This is a genomic window from Mycolicibacter sinensis (genome assembly GCF_001673565.1).
In the GTDB taxonomy this organism is placed as follows: domain Bacteria; phylum Actinomycetota; class Actinomycetes; order Mycobacteriales; family Mycobacteriaceae; genus Mycobacterium; species Mycobacterium sinense_C.
Genome location: NZ_LZMF01000057.1, coordinates 91,265 through 103,938 on the forward strand (window position 1 = coordinate 91,265; position 12,674 = coordinate 103,938).

General features: G+C 67.2%; 10 protein-coding genes and 1 pseudogene. 8 read left to right on the plus strand and 3 right to left on the minus strand.

Annotated features, from left to right (window positions below; translation table 11 throughout):
• Positions 1-17 precede the first annotated feature (17 nt).
• The 6 genes and pseudogenes from A5648_RS09115 (at position 18) to A5648_RS09135 (ending at position 6,049) form a co-directional block, all read left to right on the plus strand.
• Positions 18-1,265 (plus strand): cytochrome P450, encoded by a 1,248-nt coding sequence (locus A5648_RS09115; protein WP_065024220.1) that lies wholly within the window; start codon positions 18-20, stop codon positions 1,263-1,265.
• A 129-nt stretch (positions 1,266-1,394) separates the two neighbouring features.
• A pseudogene (locus A5648_RS24565) lies at positions 1,395-2,231 on the plus strand (acyl-CoA dehydrogenase family protein); the annotation flags it as partial.
• 96 nt (positions 2,232-2,327) lie between these two features.
• Positions 2,328-3,491 carry an acyl-CoA dehydrogenase FadE29 gene (gene fadE29 / locus A5648_RS24570; protein ID WP_234787379.1) on the plus strand — a complete coding sequence of 388 codons (1,164 nt, stop codon included), beginning with the start codon at positions 2,328-2,330 and terminating at the stop codon, positions 3,489-3,491.
• A gap of 28 nt (positions 3,492-3,519) precedes the next feature.
• Positions 3,520-4,482, plus strand: coding sequence for a bifunctional MaoC family dehydratase N-terminal/OB-fold nucleic acid binding domain-containing protein (locus A5648_RS09125; protein ID WP_065024222.1), 963 nt, complete (start codon positions 3,520-3,522; stop codon positions 4,480-4,482).
• The gene (locus A5648_RS09130; protein WP_065024223.1) at positions 4,479-4,892 is read left to right on the plus strand and encodes a MaoC family dehydratase; all 414 of its coding nucleotides are present in this window, start codon (positions 4,479-4,481) and stop codon (positions 4,890-4,892) included. Before A5648_RS09125 ends, A5648_RS09130 begins: the two co-directional genes overlap by 4 nt.
• A complete protein-coding gene (locus A5648_RS09135) occupies positions 4,892-6,049 on the plus strand; it encodes a lipid-transfer protein (RefSeq protein ID WP_065024224.1) in 1,158 nt (385 codons plus the stop codon). Before A5648_RS09130 ends, A5648_RS09135 begins: the two co-directional genes overlap by 1 nt.
• 11 nt (positions 6,050-6,060) lie before the next feature.
• Here the strand turns inward: A5648_RS09135 and A5648_RS09140 are convergent, their stop codons facing one another.
• The 3 genes from A5648_RS09140 to kstD all read right to left on the minus strand — a co-directional run bounded on the left by A5648_RS09140 (position 6,061) and on the right by kstD (position 10,209).
• Entirely contained in the window at positions 6,061-7,500 is a 1,440-nt protein-coding gene (locus tag A5648_RS09140; RefSeq protein WP_065024225.1) for a PPE family protein, read from the minus strand.
• A 150-nt stretch (positions 7,501-7,650) separates the two neighbouring features.
• Positions 7,651-8,511: a MaoC/PaaZ C-terminal domain-containing protein gene (locus A5648_RS09145; RefSeq protein ID WP_065024226.1), complete on the minus strand. Its 861-nt coding sequence runs from the start codon at positions 8,509-8,511 to the stop codon at positions 7,651-7,653.
• Positions 8,512-8,514: 3 nt separating this feature from the next.
• Positions 8,515-10,209, minus strand: a complete 1,695-nt coding sequence (gene kstD / locus A5648_RS09150) for a 3-oxosteroid 1-dehydrogenase (protein WP_064856254.1) — start codon at positions 10,207-10,209, stop codon at positions 8,515-8,517.
• A 262-nt stretch (positions 10,210-10,471) separates the two neighbouring features.
• Between kstD and A5648_RS09155 the strand changes: the two genes are divergently transcribed.
• Positions 10,472-11,728 (plus strand): cytochrome P450, encoded by a 1,257-nt coding sequence (locus tag A5648_RS09155; RefSeq protein ID WP_065024227.1) that lies wholly within the window; start codon positions 10,472-10,474, stop codon positions 11,726-11,728.
• A 159-nt stretch (positions 11,729-11,887) separates the two neighbouring features.
• Positions 11,888-12,673 (plus strand): 2-keto-4-pentenoate hydratase, encoded by a 786-nt coding sequence (locus A5648_RS09160; RefSeq protein WP_065024228.1) that lies wholly within the window; start codon positions 11,888-11,890, stop codon positions 12,671-12,673.
• Position 12,674 lies beyond the last annotated feature (1 nt).

Genomic DNA, 12,674 nt, shown 5'->3' on the forward strand with positions numbered 1-12,674 from the left:
CGGAGGTTAGTTCTGTCATGTCCACCCTTCCGCCCGGATTCGACTTCCTCAACCCCGACGTCATCGTCGAGGGCATCCCCGAGCAGGAGTTCGCGCAGCTGCGCAAGACGGCGCCCGTGTGCTGGGTCGAGCAAGCCCCGGGCAAGGGCGGCGGATTCAACGACGGCGGCTACTGGGCGGTCACCAAGCTCGCCGACGTCAAAGAGGTGTCGCTGCGCAGCGATGTCTTCTCCAGCTACGAAAACTGTGTGATCCCACGGTTTCCCGACGACATGCAGCGCGAGAACATCGAGGTTCAGCGGTTCGTGATGCTGAACATGGACGCGCCGCACCACACCCGGCTGCGCCGGATCATCTCGCGGGGCTTCACCCCGCGGGCTATCGGACGGTTGCGCGACGAACTCCACGAGCGGGCGCAGGCGATCGTCAAGGACGCCGCCGCGGCGGGCAGTGGTGACTTTGTCGAGCAGGTTTCCTGCGAACTGCCGCTGCAGGCGATCGCCGGACTGCTCGGGGTGCCGCAGGAGGACCGGGACAAGTTGTTCCAATGGTCCAACGAGATGACCGGCAGCGAGGACCCGGAATACGCCGACATCGACCCGCAGGCCACCTCGCTCGCGTTGATCCAGTACGCCATGCAACTGGCCGCCGACAAGGCGGAGAACCCCGGCGAAGACATCGTCACCACCCTGATCAACGCCGATATCGACGGCGAGAAGCTCTCCGACGACGAGTTCGGGTTCTTCGTCGTGATGCTGGCGGTGGCCGGCAACGAGACGACCCGCAACTCGATCACCCACGGCATGATCGCGTTCTCCGAGCACCCCGAGCAGTGGGAGTTGTTCAAGAAGGAGCGCCCGGCGACCACCGCCGACGAGATCGTGCGGTGGGCCTCCCCGGTGATCTGCTTCCAGCGCACCGCACTGGAGGACTACGAATTGTCCGGAGCCCAGATCAAAAAGGGCCAGCGGGTGGTGATGTTCTACCGCTCGGCCAACTTCGACGAGGACGCCTTCGACGAACCGTTCAGCTTCAACATCCTGCGCGATCCGAACCCGCACGTCGGGTTCGGCGGCACCGGTGCGCACTACTGCATCGGCACCCACCTGGCCCGGTTGACGATCGACCTGATCTTCAACGCGGTCGCCGACCACGTGCCGGACCTCGCGCCGCTGGCCTCCCCGGAACGGCTGCGATCCGGATGGCTCAACGGCATCAAGCATTGGCAGATGGACTACACCGGCAAATGCCCGGTGGGCCACTAGTTTTAAGGAGATTCGGTGGACTTCAGTCCAGATCCGGAACAGCAGGCAGTCGCCGACGTCGTCACGTCGGTGCTCGACCGGGACAACAGCTGGGAGGCGCTGGTCGCCGGCGGCGTGACGGCACTCGCGGTGCCCGAGCGGCTCGGCGGTGACGGTGTCGGCCTGTCGGAGGTGGCCACGGCGCTCACCGAGATCGGTCGGCACGGGACCATCAGTCCCGCACTGGCCACCCTCGGGTTCGGTCTGGTGCCGCTACTGGAGCTGGCCACCGAGGCTCAGCAGGACCGCTACCTGGCCGGGGTGGCCAAGGGAGCGGTGCTGACCGCCGCGCTCGACGAGCCGGCCGCCGCACTGCCGGAGCAGCCCGGAGTTCGGCTTTCCGGTAACCGGTTGTCCGGCACCAAGATCGGTGTGCCCTTCGCCGAGCAGGCCGAGTGGATGCTGGTCACCGCTGATTCCGGTGTCGCGGTGATCTCACCGAAGGCGCCCGGAGTGCAGCTGACCAAGACCCCGACCGCCAACCACAGCAACGAGTACGTGGTCGTCTTCGACGGCGCCGAGGCCGACGCCGTGCTCGACGGGGCGTCGGTACACCGGGTGAACCACTTGGCACTGGCCATGGTCGGCGCCTACACCTCCGGGCTGGTGGCCGGTGCACTGCGGCTGACCGCTGACTACGTCGGCAGCCGTGAGCAATTCGGCCGGCCGCTGTCGACGTTCCAGACGGTGGCCGCGCAACTCTCGGAGATCTACATCGTCTCGCGCACCATCACCCTGGCGGCGACGTCGGTGGTGTGGCGGCTGGCCAACGGCCTCGACGCCGGCGACGACCTCGGGGTGCTCGGCTACTGGATCACCTCGCAGGCGCCCCCGGTGATGCAACTCTGCCATCACCTGCATGGCGGGATGGGCATGGATGTCGACTACCCGATGGACCGCTACTACTCCACGATCAAAGACCTGAACCGCCTGCTCGGCGGACGGTCGCACCGTCTCGACCTGGTGGAGGTCGGTAGCGCGGCGGAGCCGGGGGAGGGGCAGCAGCCGGCAGCAGCGGGCACCATGTTCGTCGATCTGACCCCCGAGCAGCGCAAACTGCAAGCCGAATTGCGGGAATACTTCGCCAACCTGATCACGCCCGATGAGGAAAAGGCGATGGCCACCGACCGGCACAACGAGGCCTACCGTGCCGTGATCCGCCGGATGGGCCGCGACGGCAAACTCGGCGTCGGCTGGCCCAAGGAGTTCGGCGGCCTGGGCTTCGGCCCGATCGAGCAGCAGATCTTCGTCAACGAGGCGCAGCGCGCAGACATTCCGCTGCCCGCCGTGACGCTGCAGACGGTGGGACCGACCCTGCAGGTGTACGGCAACGAGGCGCAGAAGAAGAAATTCCTGCCGGACATCCTGGCCGGCGAAGTGCATTTCGCGATCGGCTACAGCGAGCCTGAAGCGGGCACCGACCTGGCGTCGTTGCGCACCACCGCCGTTCGCGACGGTGACCACTACATCGTCAATGGCCAGAAGGTGTTCACCACCGGCGCGCATGACGCCGACTACATCTGGCTGGCGGTGCGCACCGACCCGACCGCGGTGAAGCACAAGGGGATCTCGATCCTCATCGTCGACACCAAGGACCCGGGTTACTCCTGGACTCCGATGATCCTGTCCGACGGCGCACATCACACCAACGCGACCTATTACAACGACGTGCGGGTGCCCGCCGACATGCTGGTGGGCGAGGAGAACGGCGGTTGGAAGCTGATCACCACCCAGCTCAACAACGAGCGGGTGATGCTCGGCCCGGCCGGCCGGTTCGGCGCCATCTACGACAAGGTGTACGCCTGGGCCACCCAGCCCGGCAGCGACGGGATCACCCCGATCAGCCACGACGCGGTCAAGCGCGGTCTCGGCGAGATCCACGCCATGTTCCGCATCAACGAGCTGCTCAACTGGCAGGTCGCCGCGGCCGGCGAGATCATCGACGTGGCCGACGCGGCGGCCACCAAAGTCTTTGGCACCGAGCGGATCCAGTACGCCGGGCGGCTGGCCGAGGAGATCGTGGGCTGCTACGGCAACCCGGCCGACCCGGCGACCACCGGGCTGCTGCGTTGGCTGGACGTGCAGACCAAGCGCAACCTGGTCATCACCTTCGGCGGTGGGGTCAACGAGGTGATGCGCGAGATGATCGCCGCCTCCGGTCTGAAGGTTCCGCGGGTGCCACGGTGAGCGCTTGCGCGAGGAGTCGAGGACACAGATGAGTGACATTTCTTCCGGTATCGAGCAGATTCTGGCGTCGGGCCGCAGCAAGCCGCGGTCGGGCCGGGATCCGGTGAACCAGCCGATGATCCGGCACTGGGTCGATGCGATCGGTGACGCCAATCCGATCTACACCGACGAGGCCGCCGCGCGCGCGGCCGGCCACCCGGGCATCGTCGCTCCGCCGGCGATGATCCAGGTGTGGACGATGATGGGCCTGGGTGGGGAGCGCCCCGCAGACGACCCGCTCGGCAAGGTCATGGAATTGTTCGACGGCGCAGGCTACGTCGGGGTGGTGGCCACCAACTGTGAGCAGACCTACCACCGCTACCTGCGGCCCGGCGAAGAGGTCAGTGTCACCGCCGAGGTGACCGACATCGTGGGCCCCAAAAAGACCGGCCTGGGTGAGGGCTACTTCGTCACCCAGAAGATCCGTTGGTGGGTCGGAGAAGAGAATGTCGCCGACATGAACTGGCGCATCCTCAAGTTCCTGCCGAAGGATCGCGCCGAATCCATCGCGGTGCCTGAGGATCTCGACCCGGGCAAGATGATGCGCCCGTCCTGGTCGAGGGACTCCAAGTACTTCTGGGACGGGGTGGCCGCCCACGAGCTGCGCATCCAGCGCCGCCCCGACGGCAGCCTGCAGCATCCGCCGGTTCCCGCGGTCTGGAAGGACAAGTCCGAGACCACCGACTACGTCGTTTCCAGCGGCAAGGGAACGGTGTTCAGCCACGTCGTGCACCATGCCCCCAAGGTCCCCGGCCGCAGCCTGCCGTTCGTGATCGCGCTGGTCGAGCTGGAGGAGGGCGTGCGGATGCTCGGTGAACTGCGCGGTGTCGACGCCGATGCGGTGGAGATCGGGATGCCGGTCCGCGCAACGTTTCTCGACTTTCCTGCCAGCGACGCCGGCCCGGCGTGGACCCTGTACGCCTGGGAGCCTGTGGAAGGAGGCGGGGCATGAGCGCTCCGACCGTGGAAGTGGGCACCAAGCTGCCCGAGCTGAAGATCTACGGCGACCCGACGTTCATCGTCTCCACGGCGATCGCCACCCGCGACTACCAGGACGTGCACCACGACCGGGACAAGGCGCAGGCCAAGGGATCCAAGGACATCTTCGTCAACATTCTCACCGATACCGGCCTGGTGCAGCGCTACCTCACCGACTGGGCCGGATCCAATGCGGTGATCCGTTCGATCGGGCTGCGCCTGGGCGTGCCGTGGTACGCCTACGACACCGTCACCTTCAGCGGTGAGGTGACCGGGTTGGAAAACACAGCGGACGGACCTCTGGTAACCGTGAAAGTCGTTGGTAACAACAGTCTTGGCGACCACGTGATCGCCACCGCCACATTGACGATCGGGGACGTGTAATGCTGTCGGGTAAGGCTGCCATCGCCGGCATCGGGGCGACCGACTTCTCCAAGGAATCCGGGCGCAGCGAACTGCGTCTGGCCGCCGAGGCGGTGCTCGACGCACTCGACGATGCGGGCTTGGCGCCGTCCGACGTCGACGGTCTGGTCACCTTCACCATGGACTCCAACCTGGAGACCGCCGTCGCACGTGCCACCGGGATCGGCGAGCTGAAGTTCTTCTCCCAGATCGGCTACGGCGGTGGCGCCGCCGCGGCGACCGTGCAGCAGGCGGCGATGGCGGTGGCGACCGGGATCGCCGAAGTCGTTGTGGCCTACCGGGCCTTCAATGAGCGCTCGGAGTTCCGGTTCGGTCAGGTGATGACCGGGCTGACGGTCAACGCCGATTCCCGCGGCGTGGAGTACAGCTGGTCATACCCGCACGGCCTGAGCACCCCGGCCGCGTCGGTGGCGATGATCGCCCAGCGTTACATGCATGAATACGGTGCCACCAGTGCGGATTTCGGTGTGGTGTCGGTGGCAGATCGCAAGCACGCGGCGACCAACCCCAAGGCGTTCTTCTACGGCAAGCCGATCACCATCGAGGATCACCAGAACTCGCGGTGGATCGCCGAACCGCTGCGGCTGCTGGACTGCTGCCAGGAGAGCGACGGCGGGGTGGCGATCGTCGTCACCACGCCCGAGCGGGCCCGCGACCTCAAGCATCGGCCGGCGGTGATCGAGGCGGCCGCGCAGGCAGCCGGGGCCGACCAGTTCACCATGTACTCCTACTACCGCGACGAGCTCGGGCTGCCCGAGATGGGCCTGGTGGGCAAGCAGCTGTGGGCGCAATCGGGCCTGACGCCGGCCGACATTCAGACCGCGGTGCTCTACGACCACTTCACCCCTTACACGCTGATCCAGTTGGAGGAGTTGGGGTTCTGCGGTAAGGGCGAGGCCAAGGACTTCATCGCCGGTGGCGCGATCGAGCTGGGCGGCCGGCTGCCGATCAACACCCACGGCGGGCAGCTCGGCGAGGCCTACATCCACGGGATGAACGGCATCGCCGAAGGGGTGCGCCAGCTACGCGGCACCTCGGTCAACCAGGTCGACGGTGTCGAGCACGTGTTGGTCACCGCCGGTACCGGGGTGCCGACGTCGGGTCTGATCCTGGGCTAGCTTCGCGCACCCTACCGCCGAGCGTGACGTTCGTCGCCGGCCTCGCTCCAGCTTTCGGGTAGCAGCGGAACCGTCGGGCCGCTGCCGAAGCTCTCAGCAGCCAACGTCGTCAGCCCCGCCGCAGCCCTATCCGGCTTAGCCTGTGCCCCGGCGAAACCCAGGGCACCGGCCCCGGTGGCCGAGGCGCTGGTGGCCACCAGGTCAGCGAACTCGTTCGCCTCATCGCGAGCACGCCGGCGCCGGCGAGTCCGGACCCGGTCCCGACCTTGCGCGGCCGCGGCAGCCGCCGCACTGGCGTCATCCGGATTCGGCGCCTTCTTGACGGCCTGGGCGCGGCCCTTGGCACGGATCCGGTCGGCCGTACCGGTAGGCCCGATCACATAGGGCGGGAAGAATCCCGGGCTTGCGCCGGCCGGGGGAACCGAAGGCGGTGGCGCGGCGGGAGCCGCGCTGGTCGTCGGCACCGACGCGGACGACGGCACTGTCGCCGTGGTCGAGGCGGGAACCGACGGGGTGCTCGACGAGGCACCTGCAGCCGGCAACGCCGGAGGTGTCTCCGAGATCGGATCCACAGCGACGGGTGCGACCGGGGTCGGCTGAATTCCGGCCAGCCCGGCCAGGCCGGCCGCCCATCCCAGGTTGGCGAGCACCAGGCCCAGCGCCGGCTGCAGCAGCGCGGGAGCGAACTGGCTCAGGCTCGAGGCGATTTGGCTGGCATGGAAGGTCAGATCGGCCATTATCAACGGGAGATCGTTCAGCAGCGCCGCCGGATTGGTCAGCAAGTCCGTGATGATGGTGTTGCCGTACTCGCCCAGTTCGCCGAAGAAATCTTGCCACCACTCCGGGTCGGACGGGTCCAATTCGCCGTCGTGGATGCCGTCGTGGTCGTGGTCGTGGTCGTGGTCATGATCGCCGTGGTCGGACTCGTCATGGAGCACGATCGGTGGTGCCGCGGTGGGCTGTGGAGCCGAGGCCAGCGCCGCCCCGGAGACCGCTTCGTAGCTGGCCATCGTGGTCGCGGCCTGGATCCACATCCGCAGGTAGTCGGCTTCATTGAGTGCGATCGGAATCGTGTTGATGCCAAAGAAATTGGTCGCGACCAGGACACCGTGCGTGGCGTGATTGGCGGCCAGTTCCGGCATCGTGGGCATGACCGCCAGCGCGCTGACATAGGCGCTGGCCACCGTTTCGTGCTGCGCCGCCAGGGCGGCGCTGTCGGCGCTGGCCTTCGACAGCCACCCCAGGTAAGGGGCATGCGCGGCGACATACTGTTCAGCACTCGGCCCCTGCCACGCCGCCGCCTGAGTGGACCCCAGCAAGGCGCGCAACTCATCTGCGGTCGCGGTGTACTCCAGGCTCAGTGATGCCCATGCGCCGGCCGCCGACAACAGCGGTCCGGGTCCGGGGCCGCTGGTCAGTGCTGCCGAGTGCACCTCCGGTGGCGACGCCATCCATACCGCAGCCGTCACAGGGTCGTCCTCGCTTGTCGGTTCGCGACGCAACCTCTTCGTGTTGCGTTACGTGGTTCCGACAGACGTTAGCGGAGATGACAATCGTTTTCAATAAGGCCGGGCGACGAAGGACGCCGCCGACCGGCGTCGCTAGGCCGTAACCAGCTCGACGTCGCTCAGCACCGCGGCGTTGTCACGCGAGGGCGCCACCACGTTGCCCAGCAACCGGCCGTCCTCTTTCCACAGGTGAGCCCGCAGGGTCTCGCCGGGGAAGACCACGCCGGCGAACCGCGCGCCGAACGAACGCACCGCGCCCGCATCGCCGTCCAGTGCCGTGTCCACGGCCGCCTTGCAGGTCATGCCGTAGGTGCACAGCCCGTGCAGGATCGGCCGCGGGAATCCAGCAGCCGCCGCGAATCCAGGGTCCGAGTGCAGCGGATTGCGGTCTCCGCAGAGCCGGTAGAGCAGCGCCTGTTGCGGCGCCACCGGGATGTCGACTTCGAAATCCGGTGCGCGGTCGGGACGTTCGGTTGCCGAGGCCGGGCCGCGCTCACCGCCGAAGCCGCCCTCGCCGCGCGCGAAGATGGACCGCTGCTGCGTCCACAGCGGCGTGCCGTCGGTACTGGTGACGGTGGTCTCGAGCACGACGACGGCGGCCTTGCCCTTGTCCCAGACGTCGACGATCCGGCTGACGGCCTGCGCGCTGCCGGACGGCGGTAGCGGCGCGGGCACGATCACCTTCTCGGAGGCATGCAGGATCTTGGCCAGATCGATTTCGACGCCGGGCCAGCTGACCTTGGGCGGGTCGACATCGTTGAACGACGCCGCGACGCAGCCGAACGTCGGCAACACCTGCGGGGTGCCGTCGACGACGTAGCTCAGCTCACGCGGATCCATCGGATCCGAGCCGGCGCCCAGCGCCAGGTTGTAGAGCTGCACATTGGTTGCGGTCCAGGAGAACTCGACCCGGCCGAACTCCGCACCCCGTGCGACATCGAGATCGATCGGCATGTCCTAGGCCCTTTCGGCTGGTGAGTCGGCGATGTCCAGAGCGGCCAGGTAACCGAACGTCATCGCGGGTCCGATGGTGCCGCCGGGCCCGGGGTAGGTGTGGCCCATGACCGGGGCGCTCACATTGCCCGCGGCGTAGAGGCCCTCGATGACGCTGTCGTCGTCGCGCAGCGCCCGACCGCGCACGTCGGTGCGGATCCCGCCCTTGGTGCCCAGGTCCCCGGGCACCATCTTGGCCGCGTAGAACGGCCCCTGCGCGATCGGGCCCAGGTTCGGGTTCGGCTTATTGGTCGGGTCGCCGTAGTAGCGGTCGTAGGCGCTCTCACCGCGGTGGAAGTCCTCGTCGACGCCGGTGCGGGCGAACTCGTTGAACCGCTCCACGGTCGCATTGAGCCCCGCTGCCGGCACGCCCATCTTGGTCGCCAGTTCTTCCAGGGTGTCCGCCGAGACGATCACGCCGGACTCCAGCCACTTCTTCGGAATCCGTTGGCCCGGCTGCAGACCCGCAAAGATGAAGTTGTTGCGGTAGCGCTGGTCGAACACGAGCCAGGCCGGGATGTTCTCGCCGGGGCCGGGGCCCTGCCCGTATTCGCCGCCGTACATGTGGTGGACGGCCTCCACGTAGGGCATCGACTCGTTCATGAACCGCTTGCCGGCCATGTTCACGATGATCGACCCGGGCGAGTTGCGCTCCGAGAGCGCGAACCACGGTGCTCCGGGCAGCGGCACCGTCGGGCCCCACCAGGAGTCCTCCATGACGTCCAGTGCGGCACCGAGTTTTTCGCCGGCCAGGATGCCCTCGCCGGTGTTGGCCTTCGCGCCGACCGTCCACTCGGTGGTGATCGGAGCGCGCTGGTACTTCACCCGCATCTGCTCGTTGTGCTCGAATCCGCCGCTGGCCAGAATGACCCCGCGCCGCGCCCGGATCAGCCGGGGCTCGACGGCCTCCGAGGCATTGCTGTCGCGGACGTAGACGCCGCGGACCACGCCGTCGGAGACGTAGAGGTCGGTCAGTGCGGTGTTCAGCTCGACCGGCACGCCGGCATTGCGCAGGGCGATCCGCAACGGAGCGATCAGCGCGCGGCCCATCCCGACCAGGTTCTTGCCGGTGGCCTGGGCCCACATGGTGCGGGCGCCGACCTTCAGGCTGCGCAGCACGCCGCGCGGATGGCGCTTGAGCTGGTTGAGCCGGACGTAGTCCTGCTGCATGACGACGACGTTCAGCGGCACCTTGCCGTAGGCCGGTTCCAGGCCGGCCGCATCCGCGCCGAGCTTTTTGGCGTTGAACGGCTTCGGCTCGATCGAGCGGCCGGTGGGCTTGCCGCCCGGCTGCTCGGGGTAGTAGTCGGCGTAACCGGGAACCCAGCACATCTTCAGCGGCGAGTTCTTCAGCACGAACGACAACATCTCCGGCCCGCGCTGCAGGTAGGTGTCGATCTTCTCGGCCGGAACGACGTCACCGACGATCGTGCGCAGATAGGTGCGGGCGGCCTCGGGGGTGTCCTTGACGCCCGCGCGTGCGAGCACCTCGTTGTTGGGGATCCACACGCCGCCGCCGGAGCGGGCGGTCGAACCGCCGTAGTGGGCGGCTTTCTCGATGACGATGGTGGACAGTCCCCGGTGGGCGGCGGTGAGGGCGGCGACCATCCCGGCGCCACCGCTTCCGACCACGACGACGTCGTACTCCTGCTCAGCCATGTAGAACACGTTATAGAATTGCCCCACCCGGGCGCCAGTTGGCTGGCGGTATGGTTACCCCGCTCGCCCGGACGACCACTTCCTACCCTGCGGGTAGGGCGCCGGGACCGACCAGGTCAGGCGGAGTTGCGGACCTGGTAGAACGCGTTTCAATTTTGCGGCCCGCGCGGACGCGTTCTCGCCTTTCTTCTGCAGCGAAGGCATGTTTTACTGGCACGAGCATGCATCGTGCTGCACATGCCCTGAGTTAGGAGTCTTCGCCGTGGCCAGCCCCACTGTCCCTTCCGCCTTCAATGTTCCCGCGGGTTTCGACCCGACCGATCCGGAGATCTACGCCGAGCGGATTCCGGACGAGGAGCTGGCGGCGCTGCGCACGAGCGAGCCGATCAAGTGGATCGAGCAGCCGGAAGGTGTCGGCGGCTTCAACGACGGCGGCTACTGGGCGATCACCCGCCACGAGGACGTCAAAGAGGTCTCCCGCCTCGACGACGTGTTCTCCAGTGAGATCAACACCGCCATCCCGCGGTTCAACGACGACATCACCCGCGACGCGATCGAGGCGCAGCGGATCATCATGCTCAACCAGGACGCGCCGCGGCACACCCGCCAGCGCCGGATCATCTCGCGCGGCTTCACCCCGCGTCACATCCTGCCGCTGCACGAGGAGCTGGAGCAGCGCGCGCAGGGCATCGCCAAAGAGGCGCTGGCCAAGGGATCCGGTGACTTCGTGGTGGAGGTGGCCTCCGAGCTGCCGCTGCAGGCGATCGCCGGTCTGATGGGGGTGCCGCAGGAGGACCGCGGCAAGTTGTTCGAGTGGACCAACCAGATGACCTCGTACGACGACCCGGAATACGCTCACTACGACCCGGCGGCGTCGGCGCTGGAGATCATCACCTACGGCCTGCAGCTGGCCGAGATGAAGCGCCAGAACCCGGGCAAGGACATCGTCACCACGCTGATCGAGGCCGACATCGACGGCGAGAAGCTCAACGACGACGAGCTGGGCTACTTCATCATCCTGCTGGCGGTGGCGGGCAGCGAGACCACCCGTAACTCCATCACCCAGGGCATGATGGCCTTCACCGAGAACCCCGACCAGTGGGAGCTGTTCAAAAAGGAGCGCCCGGAGACCACCGCCGACGAGGTCGTGCGCTGGGCCACCCCGGTGACGTCGTTCCAGCGCACCGCCACTCGGGACCACGAGCTCAATGGCACCTTGATCAAGGAGGGCCAGCGGGTGGTGATGTTCTACCGCGCTGCCAACTTCGACCCCGAGGTGTTCGACAACCCGCAGCAGTTCAACATCCTGCGTGACCCCAACCCGCACGTCGGCTTCGGCGGCACCGGTGCGCACTACTGCATCGGCACCCACCTGGCCCGGATGACGATCGGTCTGATCTTCAACGCCATCGCCGACCACATCCCCGACCTCAAGCCGCTGGAAAGCCCCCAGCGGCTACGCTCGGGCTGGCTCAACGGGATCAAGCACTGGCAGGTCGACTACACCGGCAAGTCCTAGTTCACGCTTCGGTGGGGGGCCGGCGGCGACCATGCCGCCGGCCCTCCGTCGCCACCGGACCGCCCGAGACCGCCCGAGCTGAAAGTTAGAACACGTTATAGAATTCGGTCAGCGGCTCGGTTTTACCCGCATCCCAACACCCGAGGGGACTCTTCAAAGATGCTCAGCGCCCAGATCCGCGACGAACTCGCCGCCGAATTGGCGCAAGCGGAGCGCAGCCGCGTACCGATCTCCCCTCTGACGGCGGCGCATCCCGACATCGACGTCGTCGACGCCTACGAGATCCAGCTGATCAACATTCGCCAGCGGATCGCCGAGGGCGCCCGGGTGGTCGGCCACAAGGTCGGCCTGTCCAGCGAGGCGATGCAGCAGATGATGGGCGTCGACGAGCCGGACTACGGGCACCTGCTCAACGAGATGCAGGTGTTCGAGGACAAACCGATCAAAGCGGCGAACTACCTGTACCCGCGGGTCGAGGTCGAGGTGGCGTTCATCCTCGCCGAGGACCTGCCGGGCGCGGACTGCACCGAGGAGCACGTGCTCGCCGCCACCGAGGCGTTCGCCCCGGCGATTGAGTTGATCGACAGCCGGATCACCGACTGGAAGATCAAGCTCTGCGACACCATCGCCGACAACGCCTCCTCGGCCGGGTTCGTCCTCGGCAAACAGCGGGTCAAGCCGGGCGACATCGATATCAAGCGGATCGACGCCTCGTTGACCAAGAACGGCGAGGTGGTCGCCGAGGGCCGCAGTGACGCGGTGCTGGGTAATCCGGTCACCGCGGTGGCGTGGTTGGCCCGCAAGGTGGAGAGTTTCGGGGTGCGGCTGCAGGCCGGCGACATCGTGTTGCCCGGCACCGCCACCCGGGCCATCGACGTGCACGCCGGCGACGACTGTGTCGCCGATTTCTCCGGACTGGGTTCGGTCCGGCTGGTTTTCGAATAGA